At 70.7% G+C, this 22,727-nt stretch carries 21 protein-coding genes and 1 tRNA gene; 5 read left to right on the top strand and 17 right to left on the bottom strand.

The window, feature by feature from the left end; translation table 11 throughout:
- Position 1: 1 nt before the first annotated feature.
- Entirely contained in the window at positions 2-1,714 is a 1,713-nt protein-coding gene (locus WFJ17_RS06890) for an amino acid permease (protein WP_251448374.1), read from the bottom strand.
- Between the two features lie 190 nt (positions 1,715-1,904).
- Between WFJ17_RS06890 and WFJ17_RS06885 the strand changes: the two genes are divergently transcribed.
- Genes WFJ17_RS06885 through WFJ17_RS06875 form a run of 3 tightly spaced genes read left to right on the top strand, consistent with a single transcriptional unit; the run spans position 1,905 to position 3,776 of the window.
- Entirely contained in the window at positions 1,905-2,354 is a 450-nt protein-coding gene (locus WFJ17_RS06885) for a hypothetical protein (RefSeq protein ID WP_251448372.1), read from the top strand.
- Positions 2,351-2,752, top strand: coding sequence for an MmcQ/YjbR family DNA-binding protein (locus WFJ17_RS06880; protein WP_336648025.1), 402 nt, complete (start codon positions 2,351-2,353; stop codon positions 2,750-2,752). The genes WFJ17_RS06885 and WFJ17_RS06880 overlap by 4 nt, the downstream gene beginning before the upstream one ends.
- Positions 2,753-2,798: 46 nt before the next feature.
- Entirely contained in the window at positions 2,799-3,776 is a 978-nt protein-coding gene (locus tag WFJ17_RS06875; protein ID WP_336648024.1) for a Vgb family protein, read from the top strand.
- 323 nt (positions 3,777-4,099) lie between these two features.
- On the opposite strand, the gene WFJ17_RS06870 is transcribed toward WFJ17_RS06875, so the two are convergent.
- The 10 genes from WFJ17_RS06870 to WFJ17_RS06825 all read right to left on the bottom strand — a co-directional run bounded on the left by WFJ17_RS06870 (position 4,100) and on the right by WFJ17_RS06825 (position 14,337).
- Positions 4,100-4,171 (bottom strand) — tRNA-Gln (locus tag WFJ17_RS06870).
- Positions 4,172-4,261: 90 nt separating this feature from the next.
- Complete coding sequence (locus WFJ17_RS06865) at positions 4,262-4,759, bottom strand: lipocalin family protein (protein ID WP_336648023.1); 498 nt, start codon at positions 4,757-4,759, stop codon at positions 4,262-4,264.
- A 101-nt stretch (positions 4,760-4,860) separates the two neighbouring features.
- Positions 4,861-6,366 (bottom strand): glutamate--tRNA ligase, encoded by a 1,506-nt coding sequence (gltX, locus tag WFJ17_RS06860; RefSeq protein WP_336648022.1) that lies wholly within the window; start codon positions 6,364-6,366, stop codon positions 4,861-4,863.
- A 63-nt stretch (positions 6,367-6,429) separates the two neighbouring features.
- Positions 6,430-7,215: a class I SAM-dependent methyltransferase gene (locus WFJ17_RS06855; protein WP_336648021.1), complete on the bottom strand. Its 786-nt coding sequence runs from the start codon at positions 7,213-7,215 to the stop codon at positions 6,430-6,432.
- Positions 7,212-8,492, bottom strand: coding sequence for an MFS transporter (locus tag WFJ17_RS06850; protein ID WP_336648020.1), 1,281 nt, complete (start codon positions 8,490-8,492; stop codon positions 7,212-7,214). The genes WFJ17_RS06855 and WFJ17_RS06850 overlap by 4 nt, the downstream gene beginning before the upstream one ends.
- Complete coding sequence (locus WFJ17_RS06845) at positions 8,489-9,268, bottom strand: fumarylacetoacetate hydrolase family protein (protein WP_251448352.1); 780 nt, start codon at positions 9,266-9,268, stop codon at positions 8,489-8,491. Before WFJ17_RS06845 ends, WFJ17_RS06850 begins: the two co-directional genes overlap by 4 nt.
- A 47-nt stretch (positions 9,269-9,315) precedes the next feature.
- Complete coding sequence (gene gnd / locus WFJ17_RS06840; RefSeq protein ID WP_251448349.1) at positions 9,316-10,371, bottom strand: phosphogluconate dehydrogenase (NAD(+)-dependent, decarboxylating); 1,056 nt, start codon at positions 10,369-10,371, stop codon at positions 9,316-9,318.
- A gap of 76 nt (positions 10,372-10,447) precedes the next feature.
- Entirely contained in the window at positions 10,448-11,560 is a 1,113-nt protein-coding gene (locus WFJ17_RS06835; RefSeq protein WP_251448346.1) for a branched-chain amino acid aminotransferase, read from the bottom strand.
- 51 nt (positions 11,561-11,611) lie between these two features.
- On the bottom strand, positions 11,612-12,673 hold the full coding sequence (locus tag WFJ17_RS06830) for a 3-isopropylmalate dehydrogenase (protein WP_336648019.1): 1,062 nt from the start codon (positions 12,671-12,673) through the stop codon (positions 11,612-11,614).
- 128 nt (positions 12,674-12,801) lie between these two features.
- Positions 12,802-14,337: an MFS transporter gene (locus WFJ17_RS06825; protein WP_251448340.1), complete on the bottom strand. Its 1,536-nt coding sequence runs from the start codon at positions 14,335-14,337 to the stop codon at positions 12,802-12,804.
- Positions 14,338-14,404: 67 nt separating this feature from the next.
- Here WFJ17_RS06825 and WFJ17_RS06820 point away from each other — a divergent pair, with 67 nt between their 5' ends.
- The gene (locus tag WFJ17_RS06820) at positions 14,405-14,962 is read left to right on the top strand and encodes a TetR/AcrR family transcriptional regulator (RefSeq protein ID WP_251448337.1); all 558 of its coding nucleotides are present in this window, start codon (positions 14,405-14,407) and stop codon (positions 14,960-14,962) included.
- Between the two features lie 325 nt (positions 14,963-15,287).
- On the opposite strand, the gene serA is transcribed toward WFJ17_RS06820, so the two are convergent.
- The 3 genes from serA to WFJ17_RS06805 form a co-directional block, all read right to left on the bottom strand.
- A complete protein-coding gene (gene serA / locus WFJ17_RS06815; RefSeq protein WP_336648018.1) occupies positions 15,288-16,919 on the bottom strand; it encodes a phosphoglycerate dehydrogenase in 1,632 nt (543 codons plus the stop codon).
- A 116-nt stretch (positions 16,920-17,035) separates the two neighbouring features.
- Complete coding sequence (locus tag WFJ17_RS06810; RefSeq protein WP_336648017.1) at positions 17,036-17,365, bottom strand: hypothetical protein; 330 nt, start codon at positions 17,363-17,365, stop codon at positions 17,036-17,038.
- Entirely contained in the window at positions 17,362-17,898 is a 537-nt protein-coding gene (locus WFJ17_RS06805; protein WP_336648016.1) for a hypothetical protein, read from the bottom strand. The genes WFJ17_RS06810 and WFJ17_RS06805 overlap by 4 nt, the downstream gene beginning before the upstream one ends.
- 83 nt (positions 17,899-17,981) lie before the next feature.
- On the opposite strand from WFJ17_RS06805, the gene WFJ17_RS06800 reads away from it, so the two are divergent.
- The gene (locus WFJ17_RS06800) at positions 17,982-18,983 is read left to right on the top strand and encodes a hypothetical protein (RefSeq protein ID WP_336648015.1); all 1,002 of its coding nucleotides are present in this window, start codon (positions 17,982-17,984) and stop codon (positions 18,981-18,983) included.
- 104 nt (positions 18,984-19,087) lie between these two features.
- Here the strand turns inward: WFJ17_RS06800 and WFJ17_RS06795 are convergent, their stop codons facing one another.
- The 3 genes from WFJ17_RS06795 to WFJ17_RS06785 are packed head-to-tail and all read right to left on the bottom strand — an operon-like array spanning position 19,088 to position 22,706.
- Positions 19,088-19,813 carry a copper homeostasis protein CutC gene (locus WFJ17_RS06795; protein WP_251448322.1) on the bottom strand — a complete coding sequence of 242 codons (726 nt, stop codon included), beginning with the start codon at positions 19,811-19,813 and terminating at the stop codon, positions 19,088-19,090.
- Positions 19,810-21,159 carry an alpha-L-fucosidase gene (locus WFJ17_RS06790; RefSeq protein ID WP_336648014.1) on the bottom strand — a complete coding sequence of 450 codons (1,350 nt, stop codon included), beginning with the start codon at positions 21,157-21,159 and terminating at the stop codon, positions 19,810-19,812. The genes WFJ17_RS06795 and WFJ17_RS06790 overlap by 4 nt, the downstream gene beginning before the upstream one ends.
- Complete coding sequence (locus WFJ17_RS06785) at positions 21,156-22,706, bottom strand: M81 family metallopeptidase (protein ID WP_336648181.1); 1,551 nt, start codon at positions 22,704-22,706, stop codon at positions 21,156-21,158. Before WFJ17_RS06785 ends, WFJ17_RS06790 begins: the two co-directional genes overlap by 4 nt.
- Positions 22,707-22,727 lie beyond the last annotated feature (21 nt).

Raw genomic sequence — 22,727 nt, 5'->3', positions numbered from 1 at the left:
GTCACCGTCCCCCTTCGCTCTTGCCCGTGCCGTCAGGCGGATTCCTGTCCGGCTCGTCGAGGTTGTCCCACTCGTGCACGTCGATCTCCACGGGCCCGATCTCGATGCCCCCGTCGTCGGGGTCGTCATCCCGCTCGTGCACGTCGAACTGGACCGTGCCGATGGCCGCGATCGACTCCGTGCGCGGCCCGGCGGGCTGGGGCGGGTAGCGCAGACCGGTGTCGGTCCATTTGCTGAGCATCCGGCCGTCGGTATGCGCCGACACCCGGCCCTTCACGATGAGCCAGCCGATCTCGAAGATCACGAAGAGCACCGGGATCCCCACGACCACCACGACGAACCCGGTCTTGTGCCAGAAGTACGGCGAGGCCTGCCAGCCCGAGATCGCCATGCCCACGATCACGAACACGAGGAACGCCAGCCCCAGATAGCTCGTCCACGGCGTGCCCGGCGCACGGAACGTGCTGGCGGGGAGAACCCCTCGATCGCTGAGCCTGCGCAGACGCAGCTGGCAGACGAAGATCGTGCCCCAGGTGAACACGACGGCGATCGAGGCGGCTTCCAGCGCGATCTCGAACGCGTCCGGGCTGACGGCGTTGAGGATCGATCCGAACACGTAGACGACCGCGGTCATCACGATGCCGGCCCACGGCACCCCGGACTGGCTCATCTTCAGCGTGAATCCCGGAGCCTGCTTCGCCATGCCGAGGCTGCGCAGCACGCGGCCGGTCGTGTACAGCCCCGAGTTCAGCGAGGACATCGCGGCGACGATGAGGATCGCCTGGATCACGTTCGCCATCCACGGCATCCCCATCCGTCCGAACACGGTCACGAACGGGCTGATGCCGGGGGTGAACTCGCTCGTCGGCAGGATGCACACGAGCAGCAGCAGCGCGCCGCAGTAGAACACGGCGATGCGGACGATCACGGCGTTGACCGCCTTCGGCACCTCGCGCTTCGGGTCCTCCATCTCGCCGGCCGCGATGCCGACCATCTCGATCGCGGCATAGGCGAAGACCACGCCCGACATCACGATGATCGGGCCGTACCAGGCGAAACCGTCGCCGGTCGGCCAGAAGCCGCCGGGGTTCGACCAGAGGTTCTGCACGCCGGCGCGATGTCCGCCGACATCGAGGCTCAGCACGACCACGACGAGCCCCACCACGAGGAAGACGATGATCGCGGTGACCTTGAGCACCGAGGCCCAGAACTCGAACTCGCCGAAGGCCTTCGCCGACAGCAGATTGACCACGAGCACCACGGCGAGGGCGATGAGCACCGTCGCCCAGGTGGGCATCTGCGGCCACCAGTACTGGATGTAGAGGCCGACTGCACTGAGTTCGGCGATGCCGGTGAGCGCCCAGTTCGTCCAGTACATCCAGCCCGTGTAATAGGCGGCCTTCTCGCCGAAGAACTCGCGCATCCAGGACACGAACGCCCCGGAGGTCGTCCGGTACAGCACCAGCTCGCCGAGCGCCCGCATCAAGAAGTAGGCGATCACGCCGACGAAGGCGTAGCTGAGCACCAGCGCGGGTCCGTTGCTGTGCAGGCGGGATGCGGATCCGAGGAACAGGCCCGTTCCGATCGCGCCTCCGATCGCGATCATCTGCACCTGGCGCCGGTTCAGGCTCTTCTTGTAGCCCTCCTGCTCGGCGTCGTGCTCGGCCCCGTGATCCTGGTCGTGCGTGAGATTCGTGGCTTCCGTCCGTGACATGCGTTCCCCCTCATCACCGTGGATCGCCGGTGGGCGGGCCGCATCGCGACTCCGGGCATCGGCGCTGACGTGCAAACGAGAATGGCACGGTTTCTGGACCGAGGGCAACGGATCGGCGGCGAGCCGCCCCGTAGACTCACGGCAACGACGACCGCCGTCCTCTGAGGCAGTGGCGTGGAAGGAGGGGCCGGTGTTCGGACGGAAGAACGCGAAGAAGCAGCGGATGGACGACATGATGGAGCGGCTGCGCCCCGATCTCACACGGGAAGCGCTCGGCGTCGGTCCGGACTTCCCCGGTGTCGCGCCGAACCCGCTGCTGAGCCGCGACGCGCGCCGGCGCACCGCGGAGCTGCGCACGGGCGCGCTCGCGATCGGCGTCCTCGTCGGCTGGCGCGAGGTGAACAGCAATCCGCGTCTCGTGCTGATGCTGGATGTGCGGACCGCGGAGGGCGCCGCCTTCCGCGGCATCGCCGACGAGGACTTCACGATCACCGAGCTCGCCCGGCTCGCACCGGGGCAGACCTTCCCCGTGCGCTACCGTCCGGCGGTCATGGATCACTGCGTCGCCCTCGCACGGGATGCCGACCCGGCCGAGGTGAAGCGCGTGTCGGATCTCATCGACGCACGCACGCGCCCATGAGCGGCGACGAGCTGCGGCTGTGGGCGGCCGCGCGCGCCGACGAGCTCCCCGGCACGACCGTCGACCAGCCGTTCGGCCCCGAAGTCGACGTCTACCGGGTGCGCGAGCGGATGTTCATGGCGATGTCCTCCACCGGCCGCACCTCGGTGACGCTCAAGTCCGCGCCGGAGGACGCCAAGGCGCTGCGCGAGACGTTCGAGGCCATCGTCCCGGGGTATCACATGAACAAGCGGCACTGGATCACGCTGCAGGCGGACGGCACGCTCGAGCAGGATCTCGTGGAGGAGCTCGTCACCGAGGCGTACCGTCTCGTGGTCGCGAAGCTCCCCCGCGCGCAGCGTCCCGTGGATCCGGATCTCTTCCTGAGCGCCTCACGCGCGGATCCGGATCGTCCGTAGGCCCAGGTCCCTCGCGCACCGCGTCCGCAGTCCGGAGGATGGAGGCATGGAAAGACTGCGTGCCTTCTCCCCCGCCGACGATGCTCTGCACGGGCCGAGCGGGATCATCGGCACCTTCGGGGAGGTGTGGTTCACGAGCATCGCCGACCATCGCGTCGGACGGGTCCGGGCCGGCGGGTTCGTGCAGGTCTTCTCCGACCCGGGCGATCTCGTCCGGCTCCCCGCCAACATCTTCCCGGGCGCCGACGGTCGGGTCTGGTTCACCTCGCTCGGCTCGGACCGGCTCGGTGCGATCGATCCGGCTGCGGACGACCCCTCGACCACGATCGTCACCTACGCCCTCCCCGAGGGCAGCCGCCCCGTGGCGCTGAAGTCCGCCGCGGACGGTCTGCTCTGGAGTTCGCTGCGCGGGGCGGACGCGATCGTGTCGCTCGATCCGCGTGCCGACGACCCGCTGGCGACGCTCCAGTGGTTCCGCAGCACCTCGATCGACGCCCCCGCGGCGCTGTTCACCGCCGCGGACGGGCGGATCTGGTGGGTGAACTCGGGATCCGATGCTCTCGGCGTGCTGGATCCCGCGACGGGCGAGATCCGGGAGCTCACCCTGCGATCCGGATCCGGGGCGCCACGAGCCTGGGCCGAGACGGCCGACGGGCGGCTCTGGCTCACCGCCCGGTCGCCCGCGGGATTGCTCTCCTTCGATCCCTCCGATCCCGAAGGCTCGCTGGAGCGATGCGAGACGGCCTCGCTCCAAGAGCCCGACGGCGTCTGCCTCGGCCCCGACGGCGCCCTGTGGATCGCGGACACCGCCGCGAACACGATCGTACGATTCGATCCGGCGAACGGCTCATGGACGACGGCGGGCACGGCCCCGCAGGTCGACGGCCCCTTCGACATCAAGCCCGGGCCTGACGGAGCATCCGTCTGGTTCACGAACAAGACCGGGAACACGATCGGTCGGCTCTCCACTGGCGACGAGGCCCGCGCCGGCCGAGACTCAGTCGTGGACGAGGACCGTGGGTGAATTCTCTGAAGAGGGGTGCGGCCGGCAGCTGATCCGACCGCACCCCCGCGCACCCTGGGGGACGCGCACAGCGGCTCCGAAGGGACACCGACGCGAGATGGGACACGACGGCGAGGAATCTGGAACCCGCCGTCGAGGTGGTGCCCGGTGTCACGAGCCGTGCAGTGGAAGAGAGCCCGATCCCCCTCGATCATCACGCGACTTTCCCGCGGATCCCGCAAGACGTCGCGTCCTGCGACGCCCCTGTCGCGTTGTGCGCGTCCGGAGCGCGACCATCCCTCCGCACACAAGAAAACCCCCGACGGAGCGGGGGTTTCATCTTGCTGGGGTACCTGGACTCGAACCAGGAACAACTGAACCAGAATCAGCCGTGTTGCCAATTACACCATACCCCAAGGGCGAAACCAGGGCCTCGCACCGAGAGTCAAGCTTACCCGAGCCCGCGACGGGATCCAAACCGGCGCCGGATCCCGCGCGCGTCGCACTCAGATCTCGACCACTTCGCCGGACTGGGAGGTCTCGATCCAGTCGGACAGATCGAAGCCCTGTGCCCGTGCAGTCTCCAGGAAATCGCGCCGGACGGCCTCGTCGCCCCGGGGCTCACGTGCCAGCAGCCAGAGGTGCTTGCGATCCGGGGTTCCGACGAGAGCATGCCGGTACTCGGCGTCCACGCGCAGCACCCAGTAGTCGGCGTGGGTGAACGGGATCCAGCGCAGCCCCTCGGGGAGGAACGTGACGCGCAGCCGGCCCGCATGCTCGGTGTCGAGCTCCGCCTCCCCCACCGCCTGCGTCGGTTCGCCGTCGCCATCCAGACAGCGGTTGTCCACCCGCACCGTGCCGTCGTCGGCCAGCGCGTACTCGGCGGTCACGTCGGTCGCGTCGTCGTCCTCGTACCGCAACGGCAGCCGCCCCTGCTCGAACCAGAGCCCGAGATAGCGGTCGAGCTCCAGCCCGGGCACCGACCTCACTTCCTCCACGTCCATTGGATCCTCCTCCGTCGTCGACGCCCATTCCACCCGAGCGTCGCGAACAAGCCAAGGGGCTTGCCCCGATGCGCGGCGCATGGCAGGACGTCCGACGAGGGTCAGCCCAGGAAGTCCGCCAGGGCGTGCAGGCGGCGCAGGGTCTCGTCCCTGCCGAGCAGCTCCATCGACTCGAACAGCGGCGGCGACACCCGGCGGCCGGTGAGCGCGACGCGCGGCGGTCCGTAGGCGACGCGGGGCTTGAGCCCCAGTTCGTCGACGAGCGCGGCGGAGAGCGCCCCCTGGATCGCGTCCGGTGTGAAGGTCTCGAGGGGCTCGAGTGCGGCGGCGGATGCCGTCAGCACCTCGGCGGCGTTCGCAGGCAGCCCCTTGAGCGCGTCCTCGTCGTACGACACGGAGTCGGTGAAGAGGAAGCCGAGCATGCCGGGCACCTCGCCGAGGAGCTGCACCCGCTCCTGCACGAGCGGAGCGGCGCGGAACGCGAGCACGATCTGCTCGTGGGTCGGCTCGCCGTCGAACACGTCGGCGGCGGCCAGGTACGGCAGGATCCGCTCGGCGAAGTCCTTCGGCTCCAGCGTGCGGATGTGGTCGCCGTTGATCGACTCGGCCTTCTTCTGGTCGAAGCGGGCCGGGTTCGGGTTGACGTTGACGATGTCGAAGGCCGCGGTGAACTCCTCGAGCGAGAAGACGTCGCGGTCGGGGCCGATCGACCAGCCCAGCAGGGCCAGGTAGTTCAGCAGGCCCTCGTGGATGAAGCCGCGCTCGCGGTGCAGGAACAGGTCGGCCTGCGGATCGCGCTTGCTCAGCTTCTTGTTGCCGGTCTCCCCCAGCACGAGCGGCATGTGCGCGAAGCGCGGCACGAACGTCGTGACGCCGGCGTCGATGAGCGCGCCGTAGAGGGCGAGCTGGCGCGCGGTGGAGGGCATGAGGTCCTCGCCGCGGAGCACGTGCGTGATGCCCATCAGCGCATCGTCGACGGGGTTCACCAGCGTGTACAGCGGGGCGCCGTTCGGACGCACGACCACGAAGTCCGGGAAGGATCCGGCGGGGAAGGTCACCTCGCCGCGGATGAGGTCGACGTACGTGACGTCCTCATCCGGGACGCGCAGGCGCAGCGCGGGCTGACGCCCCTCGGTGCGGAACGCCGCCCGCTGCTCCTCGGTGAGGTCGCGGTCGAAGTTGTCGTACCCGAGCTGCTTGGCGCGGCCGTTCGCCTCGTTGCGGGCGTCGATCTCCTCGGCCGTCGAGTAGCTCTCGTACACCGCGCCCGACGCCTTGAGCTTCTCGATCACCTCCTGGTAGATCTCGCCGCGCTGCGACTGCCGGTACGGCGCGTGCGGGCCGCCGACCTCGACGCCCTCGTCCCAGTCGATCTTGAGCCAGGTCAGAGCGTCGACGAGCTGACGGAAGCTCTCCTCGCTGTCGCGGGCCGCGTCGGTGTCCTCGATGCGGAACACCAGCTTCCCGCCGGTGTGCCGGGCATAGGCCCAGTTGTAGAGCGCGGTGCGAACCATGCCGACGTGCGGCAGACCGGTCGGCGAGGGGCAGAAGCGGACGCGGACATCGGCACCGGACGCGGTCGTGGTGCGGGGATCGGGAGTAGCCATAGCCCTTCGATTCTAGTTGGCGGGCCGCACGCTCCCCGACGACCGCATTCGCCGCCCACCGCCTCACCGGGACGGATCGAGGTACGCCACGCCCACGGCGGCCACATGCTCCAGCGGCAGGACACCGTCGACCGAGCGTGCCGCGACCACCTCCTCGAAGCCGGCCCGGAATCGCTCGCGATCACGCGTGCCGAGCGCACGGTAGTAGGCGCCGGCGCCGGCGATCCCGCCCTCGACCGAGCTCCACAGCGCTTCCGGCGAGGCCCGCCAGATCCAGCGCAGCTCCCGCACCCGGGGATCGGGCCATCCGCCCTCGTCGAGCATCGCCGCGAACCCGTCGACGCTCCGCTCGAAGTCCAGCTCCGCCGGGAGCCGGCCGCCGGACGCGGCGACGAGGCCCGCCCGATCGCACACCTCGGCCCACAGCCACGACGGCGAAGAGGTCCAGATCGTGGCGACAGCCGCCCCGCGCGCGACCCGTCGCAGCTCCGCGGCTGCGGCCCGTGGATCGGGGACGTGATTGAGCACGAAGTTGGCGACCACCGCGTCATAGGCGCCGTCGCGCTCGGGAAGGGCAGGAAGGGCCCCTCCCTCCGCACGCAGCCCGGGATGACGGCGCGCGGCGACCTCCCGCATGCTCGGCTCGGGCTCCCGCGCCATGACGGCCCAGCCGTCGGCGGCGAACGCCGCCGCGAGCTCACCGGTCCCGGCCCCGACGTCGAGGAGGGTCCGCCCGTCCCCGGTACCGAGGAGTGCCTGCAGTGCGGGGAAGGTCCCCCGGCAGAGCTCCGCGTAGGAGGACGCGTAGGCCGCGCCGACGCCGCTCCAGGATCCGGGGCGTCCTCTCATCGCTTCCCGAGGGGCGACAGCACGACGATCGCGACGACCACGATCAGCGCGGCGATCGCGAGCCCCGCGTAGGAGAAGGTTTGCAGGATCACCCCGGCGAGCACCGCCCCGCCCGCTGCGCTCAGGCTCATCAGCGAGTCGCTGCGCCCCTGCCTGCGCGTGCGCAGCGCGGGCGCCGACGCCTCGGTGAGCAGGGCGGCCCCGGCGACGGTCGCCGCGCTCCAGCCGAGTCCCAGCAGGATCAGGGCGACCATGACGCCCCACGGGGTCTCCCCCGCGAACATCGCGAAGCACAGCGAGGCGACGAGCACGACCTGGCCGAGCAGCACGGTGCGCAGCCGCCCCCACCGGTCGGCGAGGATGCCGAACACGGGCGAGAGGCCGTACATCCCGGCGACGTGCAGGGCGATGGTCACGCCGACCAGCACGGTCACGTCCACCTCCGACATGCCGGCCGACCCGCTGCCGCTCATGGAGCCGGAGTGGTGCATGCCGGCCATCGTCATGTTCACGAGATGCACGGGAGTCATGGCCATGACCGAGGCCATCGTGACGTGGGATCCGGCGATCGCGAAGATCGCATAGCGCGCGGCCACGGGACGGTCCACCCGTTCCACCGCCCCGACGAAGGAACCCGTCTCGGGCAGATCCCGGGACAGGAGGAGCGGATCCGGCCGCAGCGCCACGAGATACAGCGTGAAGGCGGCGATCTGGGCGACGAGGGAGAAGAGATAGGAGCCGGTGTGCGGCGGCATCCCGATCGCTCGTCCCACCTGCTCGCCCGCGCCGAGGAGCAGCGGACCCGCCACCCCTCCGATCGTCGTCGCCCAGACCACGATCGAGAGGTCGCGACCGCGGTGCGCCGGGGCGGCGAGATCGGTCGCGGCGAAGCGGGACTGGAGGTTGCCCGCGTTTCCCATGCCGATGAGCACGATCCCCGTCAGCAGCAGCGGGAACGAGCGCACGGCGGCGGCCGTGATCACGATCGCGATGCCGACGAGGGCGAGCAGGTTTCCGGCGGTCAGGGCGAGACGCCGTCCGCGCGTTCCGGCGAGGCGGGCGAGCGGGATGGCCGCGATCGCAGCGCCCAGGGTGACCGACGCCGTGGCGAGCCCCGACAGGGCATCGCTGCCGGAGATGTCCTTCGCCAGGAGTGCTCCGAGCGAGACCGTCGCGCCGAACGCGACGCCGCCGAGCACCTGGCCGAGCGAAAGGATGCCGACCGTGCGCCGCTGGATCCGGTTCCGCTGGTCGGGCGTCAGGACCGCCGCGCTCACGAGGCGGGCAGAGCGTCGCGCACGGCGTTGCGCAGGGTTCCGATGCCGCTGATCTCCACCTCGACGGTGTCGCCGGCCTCGAAGGGGCCGACGCCCGCCGGCGTGCCGGTCATGATGACGTCGCCGGGAAGGAGCGTGAACACGGCGGACGCGTAGGCGATGATGTCCGCGACGGAATGGATCATGTCGGTCAGCGGCGCGTGCTGGCGCACCTCGCCGTTGACGCGGGTGGTGAGCTCCGCGCTGTCGAGATCCACGTCGGTCTCGATCCACGGACCCAGCGGGCAGAACGTGTCGAAGCCCTTGGCGCGCGCCCACTGGCCGTCCTTGCGCTGCAGATCGCGCGCCGTCACGTCGTTGCCGACGGTGTAGCCGAAGACGTACTGGCGTGCGTTCTCCGCGGCGACGTTCTTCGCGATGCGCCCGATCACGACGACGAGCTCGCCCTCGTACTCGGTCCGCTCCGAGAGCGCGGTCGGACGAACGATGGTGTCGCCCGGGCCGATCACCGCGGTGTTCGGCTTGAGGAACAGCAGCGGCTCCGCCGGCGCCTCGCCGCCCATCTCCGCGGCGTGATCGTGGTAGTTCTTGCCGACGCAGACCACCTTCGACCTCGGGATCACGGGCGCCAGCAGGGCGGCGTCCGCGAGCGGCACGCGCTCACCCGTCGTCTCGTAGCCCGCGAACATCGGGTCGCCGGCGAGCACGACCAGCTCACCCTCGTCGAGGATTCCGTACTTGATGCCGTCGTTGTGGCTGAACCGAGCGATCTTCACACGTTCAGCCTAGCCACGAGGATCCGATGTTTCGTCGCGGTCGCGACTCAGGCGTGGTCGGCCTTGTTGCCGCCGGCCTCGAGCACGTCGCCCGCGGGGAGCTCCTTGTGCCCGCCGAACTGCAGGCGCATCGCCGAGAGCACCTTGTTCGCGTACAGGTCCTCGTCACGCGACGCGAAACGCTCGAACAGCGAGGCGGCGAGCACCGGCACCGGCACGCCCACGTCGACCGCGGCCTTGACCGTCCAGCGGCCCTCGCCGGAGTCGGACACCCGGCCGGCGAGGCCGTCGAGCGTGGGGTTGCCCTGGAGCGCCGCCGCCGTGAGGTCGAGCAGCCACGACGAGATCACGGATCCGCGGCGCCACAGCTCGGCGACCTTCGGGGTGTCGATGTCGAACTGGTAGTACTCGGGCTCCTCGAGCGGGGCGACCTCGGCGGAGTGCTCGGCCTCGCGGATTCCCGCATCGGCGTTCTCGAGCAGGTTCAGCCCTTCGGCGAGGGCGGCCATGACGCCGTACTCGATGCCGTTGTGCACCATCTTCACGAAGTGCCCCGCCCCCGAAGGACCGCAGTGCAGGAAGCCGAGCTCCTCATCGGTGAGCTCCCCCGTCCGTCCCGGCGTGCGCTCGATGTCGCCGACGCCCGGAGCGATCGTCTTCAGGATCGGCGTGATCGTCGCGAACGCCTCATCGGGTCCGCCGACCATGAGGCAGTATCCGCGCTCGAGGCCGAAGACGCCGCCGCTCGTGCCCACGTCGACGTAGCTCAGGCCCTTCTCGCGCAGCGCCTTGGCGCGGCGCACGTCGTCGCGGTAGTTGGAGTTGCCGCCGTCGATGAGGATGTCGCCGGGCTGCAGCACCGTGCTGAGCTCCTCGACGACCCGTCCGGTGAGACCGGCCGGGATCATCAGCCAGACGACGCGCGGGCCATCGAGCTTCGCGGCGAGGTCGGCGTAGTCGGTCGCACCGATCGCCCCCTCCGCCACGAGGGCGTCGACGGCGTCCTTGTTGACGTCGTAGACGACGCACTCGTGGCCTCCGCGCATGAGGCGGCGCACGATGTTCGCCCCCATCCGTCCGAGTCCGACCATGGCCAGCTTCATAGGGGGGTCCTCTCCCTCAGGGATCGCGGTTCGTGCGCCGCCTCCGCGCCGGAGGCGGCGTTGCTCGTGCGGCGGGTCAGCCGTCCAGGCGGACGAGCCAGCCGTGGGTGTCCTCACGACGGCCGTACTGGATGTCGGTGAGCTCCTCACGCAGCGACATGGCCAGCTCGGTCGCCTGCGGGCCGTCGTGGACGATCTCGAAGTCGGCGGCCTGCAGCTTTCCGATCGGCACGACGACCGCAGCGGTGCCGCACGCGAACGCGCCGACGATCTCACCGGACGCGGCGCCGTCGCGCCACTCCTGGATCGACAGCTTGCGCTGCTCGACCTCGAGTCCGCGATCCTTCGCGAGCTGCAGGATCGACGCGAGGGTGATGCCCTCGAGGATCGAGTCGGACTCGGGGGTGATCAGCTTGTTGTCGCGGGTGACGAGCACGAGGTTCATGCCGCCGAGCTCCTCGATGTACTCGCCGTCGAGGAAGAGCACCTGCTGGCAGCCCTTCTTGTACGCCTCCTCCTGCGGGAGCAGGCTCGAGGCGTAGTTGCCGCCGGTCTTGGCCGCGCCGGTGCCGCCTCGTCCGGCGCGCGCGTAGTCGCGCGAGAGCCAGATGTTGACCGGCTGCACGCCTCCCGGGAAGTAGGCGCCGGCCGGGCTGGCGATCAGGTAATAGGCGACCTTCTTCGCCGCGCGCACGCCGAGGAACGCCTCCTTCGCGAACATGAAGGGGCGCAAGTACAGGCTCTCCTCCGGGTTGCTGGGCACCCAGGACGAGTCGACGGCGACCAGCTGCTTGAGCGACTCGATGAAGAGCTCGGTGGGCAGCGGAGGCAGTGCGAGCCGCGCCGCGGAGCGCTGCAGGCGGGCGGCGTTGCGGTCGGGACGGAAGGTCCAGACCGATCCGTCCGCGTGCCGATAGGCCTTGAGGCCTTCGAAGATCTCCTGCGAGTAGTGCAGCACGGCCGCAGCCGGGTCGAGCTCGATCGGGCCGTAGGGCGAGACGCGGGGGCGGTGCCACCCGCCCTTCTCCGACCAGCACAGGTCGACCATGTGGTCGGTGAAGTACTGCCCGAATCCGGGGTTCTGCAAGATCGTCTCGCGCTCGGCGTCCGAGCGCGGCTCCTCGTTGCGGGTGACCCGCCAGATGAGGCCGGCGGGAGACGGAGCCTGAAGAGGGAGTTCGATGGTCATGAGTGTGTCCTGACAGGTCGAAGGGGACGGCGTCGTGCGCGTGACTTCAGGTTACGCCTGGAGTCGCGCGATGATCGCCGCGCCGGTCTGTTCGGTGGTGCGGGTGCCTTCCCGCGATGCGACGTCCTCCTGGACCGCGCGCTGCACGCGTGCGGCCTCGTCGACGAGCCCCAGGTGGTCCAGGAGCAGGGCGACCGAGAGGATCGCTGCGGTGGGGTCGGCCTTCTGCTGACCCGCGATGTCGGGTGCCGAGCCGTGCACGGGCTCGAACATCGACGGGAACGCGCCGTCGGGGTTGATGTTGCCCGAGGCGGCGAGGCCGATGCCACCGGTGACGGCGCCGGCCAGATCCGTGAGGATGTCCCCGAAGAGGTTGTCGGTGACGATCACGTCGAAGCGCGAAGGGTGGGTGACCAGGAAGATCGTGGCCGCGTCGACGTGCAGGTAGTCTACGGCCACGTCGGGGTGCTCGAGCGCCACCTCGTCGACGATCCGCTTCCAGATCGCGCCGGCGTGCACGAGCACGTTGGTCTTGTGCACGAGCGTGAGCTTCTTGCGGCGCTTCTCGGCGAGGGCGAAGGCGTAGCGGACGACCCGTTCGACGCCGAACGCCGTGTTGACGCTGGTCTCGTTCGCGACCTCGTGCGGTGTGCCCTTGCGGATGGCGCCGCCGTTGCCGACGTAGGGGCCCTCGGTGCCCTCGCGGACCACGACGAAGTCGATCTCGCCCGGGTCCGCCAGCGGGCCGGTCGATCCGGGGTACAGCCGGGAGGGCCGCAGGTTCACGTAGTGGTCGAGCTCGAAGCGGAGCTTCAGCAGCAGGCCGCGCTCGATGTTCGCGTCCTTGAGGCGCGGATCCCCCGGCTGTCCGCCGACGGCGCCGAGCAGGATCGCGTCATGGGTGCGGATCGCGTCGAGGTCCGTGTCGGTGAGCGTGTCGCCGGTCTCCAGGAAGCGTGCGGCGCCGAGCGAGAAGGGCGTCTTCTCGAAGGTCACGCCGCTGTCCGCGGTCACCGCGTCGAGGACCTTCTCGGCCTCGGCGACGACCTCGGGACCGATGCCGTCCCCGGGGATGACGGCGAGCTTCACGACACGGGACGAGGCGACAGACACAGGCGCTCCTCAATTGTTGCGGGTGGAGGATCCCAGGCTATCGGCAGCCGGAGCCCCTCAAGACAACGAGTCGTCCCCCTCAGCACGACCCATAGACCGTGCTGAGGGGGACGACTCGAGAATGGCGGTCAGCGGAGGCGGCGGCCGAGAGTCAGCGCGGCGATCACGGCCGCGACGACGACGAGCCCGCCGCCGATGAGCGACGTCACCATCACACCGGTGCCGAAGGCGTCGGCGGCCGCCTGCTGCAGTGCGGTGCCCAGGGCGTCCGGGAGCTTCTCGGCCGCGGAGAACGCTCCGGCCAGCGTCTCCCTGGCGCGGTCGGCCACGGCATCCGGCACGCCCGCGGGCACGATCAGGGAGCTGCGGTAGAACGCGGTGATGATGCCGCCCAGGATCGTCGTGCCGAGCACGGCGCCCAGCTCGTACGCGGTCTCGGAGACGGCGCTCGCGGCACCGGCCTTCTCCGGTGGCGCAGCCGCGAGGATGAGCTCGTTCGAGACGGTCTCCGCGGCGCCGATGCCGATGCCGAGCAGCACGAACGCGACGATCAGCGGGGCGACGCCGTGCGCGTGCGTGGTGAACGCGACGACGAGATAGCCGGCGAGCGAGAACACCAGGGCCGACGGCACGAGGACCTCGGGGCGCACCCGACGCGCGATCGGCACGACGACGAGACCCGAGACGATCATCATGGCCATGCCCGGGATGAGCGCGAGGCCGGCGTCGACGGGCTTCAACCCGAGCACGAGCTGCAGATGCTGCGACACGTAGTACAGGAAGCCGACGAGCGCCACGACGCTGAGCAGGTTCACCAGGATCGCGCCGCTGAACATCCCGCGCCGGAACAACCCCATGTCGAGCATCGGGACCTCGGCACGCAACTGGCGGCGCACGAAGAGCACGCCCATGCCCACGCCGAGGACGATCAGGATCACGACGAGCGGCGAGACGCCGTCGACGGCGAACTCCTTGATCGCGTACACCACGGGCACCATGGTGGCCATCGACATCAGGATGCTGAGCAGGTCGATCCGCCCCGGGTTCGGATCCCGGCTCTCCGGCACCAGGATCGGCGCGAGGATCAGCAGCGGGATGAGCACCGGGACGGCGACGAGGAACACGGATCCCCACGCGAAGTGCTCGAGCAGCACTCCCCCGACGATCGGTCCGAGCGCGGATCCGGCGGAGAACGCCGCCGCCCACACCGCGATCGCGAGACGGCGCTGCTCGCGGTTCTGGAACACCGAGCGCAATAGCGAGAGCGTCGACGGCATCAGCATCGCGCCGAAGAACCCGAGCAGGGCACGAGCCGCGATCAGCAGGCCCGCGGTCGGGGCGAATGCGGCGAGCGCGGAGACGAGCGCGAAACCGGTGGCGCCGATGAGCAGCATCTTCCGCCGCCCGAAGCGGTCGCCGAGCGTGCCCATCGTCACCAGCAGGCCGGCGAGCACGAGCGGGTAGACGTCGATGATCCACAGCTGCTCGACGCCGCTGGGGCTCAGCGCCGTGGAGATCTCCGGCAGCGCGAACGACAGCACGGTGTTGTCGACGGAGACCAGCAGCACCGGCAGCATGAGCACGACCAGCGCCGCCCATCCGCGCGCGCCGACGCGGGGGCCGTCCTCGGTCCCCGGCAGGGAGATCGACGCTGTTGCGGACATGGTGCACCTCTCGGATCTGTCAATGAGGGACGAATTACTAAACCGTCCGGATGGTATAGTAACAGACATGGCCAGACCTCCGCATGCCCGTGAGCGCGTCCTCGACGCCTATGAGGCGCTGCTGATCTCCGACGGCGAGCGCGCCGCGACCCTCGACGCCGTCGCCCGGGCGGCGGGAGTCTCCAAAGGCGGACTGCTCTACCACTTCGCCTCGAAGGACGAGCTCGCGACCGCGATGATCGCACGTCTCGACGCCCTCGCGGCCGAGGACATCGAGCGGATCCGCTCCGCATCCGAGGGACCGGTCGAGTATTACCTGCGCACCTCGGTCATGATGGACGACGCCCTCGACCGGGCGATCATCGCGGCGTCCTGCCTGGCCCAGAGCGGCAGCAGGGCCGCCACGGACGTGCTGCACCGCATGCGCGAGGAGTCGGCCGAGGCGATCCGCCCGCACGTGCGCGATCAGGCGGCGCTCGACCTCGTCATGCTGCTCAGCGACGGGCTGTTCTTCAACAACGCCCTGGACTCGCACGGTCCCGCAGACGACGCGGACGGCGTCCTCCCCACCGGGGCGGACTTCGACGCGCTGGTCGCTCTCGTACTCCGCACCGTCGAGGGCTGAGACCGCGCCCGACGCACATCGGCGGCGAGGATGCGCAGGCGACCGTCCCCGGGGCCGCTGTGCGTAGGGCGCTGCAGGCACCCCTCGGGGTCGTTGAGCGAGGACGCCGCAGGCGACCGAGACGAAACGCGGCGCCCTCGCAAGGGCACCGCGTTTCGTCTCGCTGCGCTCGCTCAACGACCCCGAGGGAGTTCGCTGCGCTCGCTCAACGACCCTGAGGGGGTTCGCCCCGCTCGCTCAACGACCCCGAGGGGGTTCGCCCCGCTCGCTCAACGACCCCCGAGGGGGTTCGGCCGGCGCGCTCAGCGGCCCCGAAGGGCGAGGATCACGCCTCGACGAGCTCGATCTGACGGAACAGGTCGGCGTCGATCGCCTCGCGCACCTCGTCGAGCAGCACCTCGGGGATCGGCGAGTCGAGCGTGAGCACCGACAGGGCCTGGCCACCGGCGTTCTCGCGGGCGATCTGCATGCCGGCGATGTTGATCCCGGCCTCGCCGAAGCGCTGGCCGTAGACCGCGACGATGCCGGGACGGTCCGTGTACAGCATGACGACGTGGTGCTTCTCGATCGGCAGCTCGACGGCGTGGCCGTTGATCGCGACGAGCTTCTCGATCTGCTTGGGGCCCGTGAGGGTGCCCGACACGGAGACCTGGCTGCCGTCGGCGAGCGCCCCGCGCAGCGTGATGACGTTGCGGTACTCCTCGCTGATGTCGTCCTGAACCAGGCGCACGGCGACGCCGCGCTGTTCGGCGAGCAGCGGCGCGTTCACGTACGAGACCGTCTCGCTGACGATCGGGGTGAACACGCCCTTGAGCGCGGCGAGTCGCAGCACGCCGACCTCGTACCCGTTGAGCTCGCCGTGCACCTCGACGTCGAGGCTGGTCAGCGGCGACTGCGCAAGACCGGACAGGATCTGGCCGAGCTTCTCGGTGAGCGGGATGCCCGGACGCACGTACGGGTCGATCACGCCACCGGCGACGTTGACCGCGTCCGGGACCAGGTCGCCGCCGAGGGCGAGCCGCACGGAGCGCGCCACCGAGACGCCGGCCTTCTCCTGCGCCTCGTCCGTCGACGCGCCGAGGTGCGGAGTGACGACGACGTTCGGCTGCGCGGTGAGTGCGCGCGCCGCGCTTCCCTCGACCGGCGGCTCGGAGGTGAAGACGTCCAGGCCCGCACCCGCGATCTCGCCGTTCTGCAGGGCGACGAGCAGCGCCTCCTCGTCGATGAGACCGCCACGGGCGACGTTCACGACGTACGCGGTGGGCTTCATCGCACGGAACTGCTCCGCGCCGATCATGCCGGTCGTCTCCGGCGTCTTGGGCATGTGGATCGTGAGGAAGTCGCTCTCCGCGACGAGTTCGTCGAGGCTCAGCAGCTGCACGCCGAGCTGCTGGGCGCGGGCGCTCGTGACATAGGGGTCGTAGGCGACGACGCGCATGTCGAATGCGGCCAGACGTGCGGCCACCAGCGCGCCGATCCGGCCGAGGCCGACGATGCCGACCGTCTTCTCGAAGAGCTCGGCGCCGGTGTAGGAGCTGCGCTTCCACGCACCGCCCGAGAGCGAGGCGTGCGCCGCCGGGATGCGGCGGGCGAGGCTGAGGATGTGGCCGACCGTGAGCTCGGCGGCCGAGACGATGTTCGACGTGGGCGCGTTCACGACCATCACGCCGGCTGCGGTCGCCGCCTTGATGTCGACGTTGTCCAGGCCCACGCCGGCACGCGCGACGACCTTCAGCACGGGGGCGTGCGAGAGCGCCTCCGCGTCGATCTTCGTGGCCGAGCGGATGAGCACGGCGTCGGCGTCCGCGAGGGCGGCGAACAGCGCCTCCCGGTCGGTGCCGTCCACCGAGCGGACGTCGAAGTCGGGGCCGAGTGCGTCGACCGTGGCCGGAGACAGCGTCTCGGCGAGCAGGACGACGGGCTTGCGGGCGGACGTGTTCACGGCGTTCTCGGGCACAGAGAGATCCTTCGGGGCTGGGAAGGGGGATCCGGATGCGCCGCACCGTCGGGGCGCGATGGTGCGAACACTCTACCGGAGCGCGCCGTGCCCTCCGGACCGTGTGACGCCGCGGGTCAGTGCGCGCCGGACAGCGTGTAGCCGACCACGTCCAGCCAGAACACCGCGACCACCCCGAGCCCGGCGAAGAGCACGAGGGCGACCGTGCCGAGTCCGCGTCGGCGGGTGATCGCGATCGCGAGCACGTAGACCACCACGGGCAGGATGATCGCGAGGATCAGCGCCACCCACGTGGTCGCACCGATCGCGAGCCCGGCGAGCGGGATCGTGTAGGCGATCGCGTTCCACACCGCGTAGGCGTAGAGGAGCCCGAACAGGCCGAGCAGCGTGTACAGGATCCAGCGGGGGCGCCGCGGATCCAGGGTCGTCCTGGCTTCTGCGCTCATGCCCCCACCGTCCCGAACATCACGAAGGGCCACGGCACGAGCAGCACCGCACCGCCGATCAGCGCCACGATCCGGATCCAGGTCGCGGTGCCTCGGGTGAGCACCCAGGTCGCCGCGAACCACAGCACCGGCGCGAGCGCCGCGAGCCACATCCACGGGAAGTACGTCCAGTCCCCGAGCAGGAGCGAGGCCCGCGGCCGCAGACGGAAGCCGCCCACGATCCAGCCCACCGCGAAGAGCAGGTACACACCGCCGATGATCCCGTAGAACACCAGGGCGACGTTGCCGATCCCCTCAGGCTCGTCCTCGTCCTCGTCCTCGTCCTCGACTTCGGCCGGCGACGCCTCCGCCGCGGGGGCCGCGGCGGCGACGGGCGCCTCGATGCCGGCGGCAGCGGTGTGCACCGCCCCGGGATCCCCCTGCGGGGCCTGAGGCGGCGCGGCGTCGGTCGGGCGCTCCTGCTTCGCGGGGGCGTCCGGCGCGGCGGGCTCGTCGCCCTCCCAGCGCAGCGCGTCGTCCGGATCGGTCGTCATGCGTCCAGCGTAGCGACCGATTTCCCCGGATCAGCGGGCCCCCGCCGCTAGGCTCGGTCCTGCACCAGGCGGAAAGGACCACCGTGCCCGAGAACAACAGCAAGAAGCCCGCCCGCGCGGCGAGCAAGCCCGCACCCGCGTCGACCAGCGCCGCGGCTTCCACGGACGCGCCGGCGGATCCTCCCGCCGGCTGGACCCCCACCCCCGAGGCCAAGGCGAAGGCGACGCGGTTCCGCTGGATCGCCGTGGTGCTCTGGGTCGTCGCGATCGCCGCCGAGGCGTTCGGCATCTTCTGGCTGCTCCGGCAGCGCCAGGTCACCGGCGGCGACGGCGAGCTCGTCCGCAACCCCGACACCGGGCTCCTCGAGCAGCAGGGCGCGACCGCGACGTTCCCGCAGTGGGCGTTCATCACGCTCATCGTGCTGTTCGTCGTGATCGCGGCGCTGTCGATCACCGGATCGTTCCTCTGGAAGAAGGCGAACCGCCTGGATCCGGCCCGTCGCTCGGACACCGTGCGGTTCTTCGTGCAGAACCAGCTGGGCGCGATCATCGCGATCATCGCGTTCGTGCCGCTCATCATCCTCGTGTTCCTGAACAAGGACATGGACAAGGGGCAGAAGACGATCGCGGGCATCGTGGGCATCGCGCTCGCGGCTCTCGCCGTCGTGCTCGGGATCGACTTCAACCCGCCGTCCGTCGAGCAGTACACGGCGGACCAGTCCACCGTGATCCAGCTGCTCGGCAAGGACCAGGTCGTCTGGGTCGACGGCGGCACCGTCTACCACGTGTGCGAGGAGGTCTCGGCCATCCAGACCGGCAGCGACAAGCGCACCGGCACCACCGCACAGGCGGTCGAGGCGGGCAAGACCCGGCTGACGCTGGAGTTCGCGTCCGAGCTGCGCAAGTGCGGCCTCCCCGTGCCGGAGAACGCGCCCGCGATCGCCGATGCCCTGCGCGCCATCCGCGACGGCAACACCGACACCACGCTCCCCGCGCCGGTCTGGGGCGCCGGCGTCGAAGCACCGCTCACGGTTCCGGACGCCTCGTCGTCGGGCTCGACGCCCGCGCCGACCAGCACACCCTGACCCGCGCACCGGCGAAAAGACGAGCGCGACGTCCCTCTCGGGGCGTCGCGCTCGTTCGTCCTCCAGAGGCCCACTCTCTCCGCGAAGGAGAGCGCGGCCCGGGATCAGCCCCGCAGCGCGGCGGCGGCCCGCCGCACGATCTCTGCATCGGTCACGTCGAAACCGGGATCCCCGCCGCCGGGTCCGCTCGGCGTCGTGTCCCCGGAGGGCCGGCGCGCCGACAGATGGACCGCGTCGACCCCGGCCGCCAGGAGCCCGGCGACGTCTTCCACGCGCACTCCTCCCCCGGCCATGATCTCGAGTCCGCCGTCCGCCGCGGCGACGAGCCCGCGCAGAGTCTCGACCCCGTCGATGCTGCGCGCCGCGCGACCGCTGCTGAGCACGCGGCGCACCCCGCCCGCGATGAGGTCGTCAACGATCGCCGCAGGCTCCGGCACCGCGTCGATCGCGCGATGGAAGACGAGGTCCGCGGCGCCGGCCGCCTGCCGCCACGCGTCCAGCGCGCGTCGGTCGACCGCTCCCGCGGCGGTCAGGGCGCCGACCACGACCGCCCCGGCGCCCCGGCGGACGACATCGGCGATGTCGGCCGCCACGAGGTCGACCTCCTCGGCGCTGTAGACGAATCCGCCCCCGCGGGGCCGCACGAGCACGGCGACGCGCGCAGGATCGCCGGCGACGGCGAGCACCGCGTCGACCGTGGCGCCCGAGGGCGTCAGGCCTCCGGTCGCGGCGAGCGCCTGGCAGAGCTCCACCCGATCGGCGCCGCTCTCGAACGCGGTCCGCGCCCCCGCCGGCCCGTCAACCGCGATCTCGAGCGCGATCCGCGTCACGGTGCGACCGTGAGGGTGGCGACGGGCTCGTCGCTCAGCCCGGCGGGGATGCGCACGATCCGCGCACCGTCCGTCGCGGTCTCCGACTCCGCGGCGGAGCCGTCCGCCCAGCGCGCCGTGCCGTCGGTCAGCTCAGCCGGGAGACGGAGCTCCCCGGCGCTGGGGTCGAGCGCGTGCACGTGCACGCCGGCAGCCGACTCGGTATAGCGGCGCGGCTCGCCGGCCTCCTCGCCGAAGCGCAGCCAGGGGCGCGTGCCATGGATCGTCTCGCCGTTCGTGCGCATCCAGGCGCCGAGGTCGCGCATCGTCCGGCGCTGCAGCTCGGGGATCCGCCCGGCCGCATCGGGACCGACGTTGATGAGCAGGTTGCCGTTCTTGGAGACGACGTCGACGAGCATCCGGATCAGGTCCGGGCCGGACAGCGTCTGGCGCTCGTCCTCCGCCTGGTTGTACCCGAACGAGTAGCCGAGGCCGCGCGTGGACTCCCACGGAGCATCGAGGATCCCGGGGATGTGCGTGTACTCCCGCGTGAGGAAGCCGTGGTACGGCACACCCCAGCGGTCGTTCACGACGCCGTCCGGCACCCGTGCGAAGTAGCGGCGCAGGAGTGCCGCGACCGCGAAGTCGTCGTTCCCCTTGCCGCCGTCTGGCCACTCGATGTCGTTCCAGAGCACGTCGGGTGAGAAGCGCTCGACGAGCTCGTCGAGCTGCGCGGCGGCGTAGCGCGAGAAGTGCTCGTCGTTGCGGCGGTAGCGGAACAGGTCGGTGTCGGACTCGATCGCCGGGAAGTCGCTCGCATGCCAGTCCAGCGCGCCGGAGAAGTACACGCCGAACCGCGCGCCCGCACGGCGCGTGGCGTCGTGGAGCTCCGCGATCAGATCGCGCCGGGGTCCGCGGGCCACCGCGTTGAATCCGGTCGTACCGGTCCCCCACAGGCAGAAGCCCTCGTGGTGCTTGGTGGTGGGGATGACGTAGCGCGCCCCCGCATCCACGAGCTCGCCGACGAACGCGTCCGCGTCGAAGGACGATGCGTCCCAGAGGTCGGCGAGGTCCTCGTAGGACGTCCCGGGTCCGTAGAGCTCCTGATGCCGCTGCCAGGTCGGGCTTCCCGTGATCCGCACGGTGTTGCCGTACCACTCCGCGTACTGGTGCCAGGCGTAGGCGTCCTCGGTGGGGATGTTCACGCCCTCGCCGTGCTGCACGGCCCAGGCGGGCACGGAGTACAGGCCCCAGTGCACGAAGAAGCCGAGTTTGGCGTCACGGTACCAGTCCGGCACGGCGGCATCCGGGTAGGCGGGTGCGGCGGATCCGAAGTCGGGTCCGGTGCGCTTCTCGAAGTTCATCATGCGGGCAGCTCCTCTCCGCGACGGCTCACGTGCGCCGTCAGGGCCGGCTCACCGTCGGTGTCGAACGGGAAGACACCGGGTGCGAGCCGGTGGTGCCCCAGGCGGAGCAGATCCTGGTCCACGCCACCCGGCGTGAGCGCGAGCGTCCAGTCGGCGGCGAGGTCGTACAGCTCGGGCTCGAGGTAGCCGATCTTCACGATCACGATGTCGGCGGCCTCGGGATCCAGTCCCAGCATGCGGAAGTCGTCGAGGTGGTGGAAGGGCTTGCGGCGCTCGGTGACGATCGCGTGCACGCTGCCGGCGCCGATCACGACCTGCGTGCCCGCCTCGGGATCGCCCTCGGTGATCGAGAGGACCTCGCCCGAGATCGGCACGGGGCCGCGCGGACCCGGATCCACCCGGCCGCCCACCTCGAGGTCGACGGCGGCGCCGACGCCCGCGGCCACGGCCTGCGCGACCGCCGCGGGATCGAAGACGGAAGCGTGCACGACGACGCGCCCCGGTTCTGCGAGCTCCGGGCGCGCGAGCAGCTCGCCGAGCGTCCAGGACACGTCGCCGGCGCCGCCCGCCGTGGGGTTGTCGCCGGAGTCGGAGATCACGTACGGGCGAGCAGCTCCCGGCGCGAGCGCGCGATCGAGCGCCTCACCGAGGCCCGCGGTCGGGCCCACGAAGACGAAGTCGGCGCGGGCGTCCCAGTACTCCCGGGCCAGCCGCTCCGCCTCGCGGGCGATCACGGCGCGGTCGTCGCCGGTCACCATCACGATCGCCATGTTGCGCGGCTCGTCGGCCCACGCGTATCCGACCCAGATCGCCGCGTCCACGACGCCGTCGAGCTCCTCGACGTCCGGCACCTGCGCGTAGATGCCGCGCGCCGGCTCCAGTCGGGTGCTCGTCTTCTCCCCCGGCAGCAGCACGGGAACGGGGACCCATGCCTTGAAGGGGCGTCGGAGCAGCGGATCGGATCCGTGCGGACCGCGCAGGCGCGCGAGCAGGTTCCACACCGCGCGCTCCTTGGTGTTCATCCAGTCCTCGTGCGGCGCCATCCGATAGCAGGTGAGCAGATCCAGGGCGTCGCGCAGCACCTCCGACACGTTGCCGTGCAGGTCCATCGAGGTCGACACGAGCACGTCGTCGCCGAGCTCGGCGCGCACGGCGGCCGCGAGGTCCCCCTCCGCGTCCTGCATCCCGACGACGCTCATGGCGCCGTGGATGTCGAAGAAGAAGCCGTCGAACGGACCGCCCGCGGCGATCTCGGCGCGGATGCCGTGAACGATCGCCTCCTTCATCCGCAGGTAGGTGGCCAGCGCCACGGCACCTCCCGGAAGCGAGCGGCCGTGATGGATCGGGACCCACTCCGCCGCCGCTCGCAGCTCACGCTCCTCGTCGAGGAACGGGTAGTAGCCGACGAGCTCGGCGCCCTCGCGGATCGTGAAGGCCTCGTCGCCGGAGATGTGCGGCGAGAAGGTGCTGGACTCGATCGAGATCCCGGCGATGCCGATCCGCGGACGGACGAGCCCTCCGTCCTCGACGGGCGGGAGCGGCCCCATCCAGACCGTGTCGGCCTCGGG

It is taken from the genome of Microbacterium sp. MMO-10, assembly GCF_037148715.1.
In the GTDB taxonomy this organism is placed as follows: Bacteria; Actinomycetota; Actinomycetes; order Actinomycetales; family Microbacteriaceae; genus Microbacterium.
This window is presented reverse-complemented; position numbering and strand designations above follow the sequence as displayed.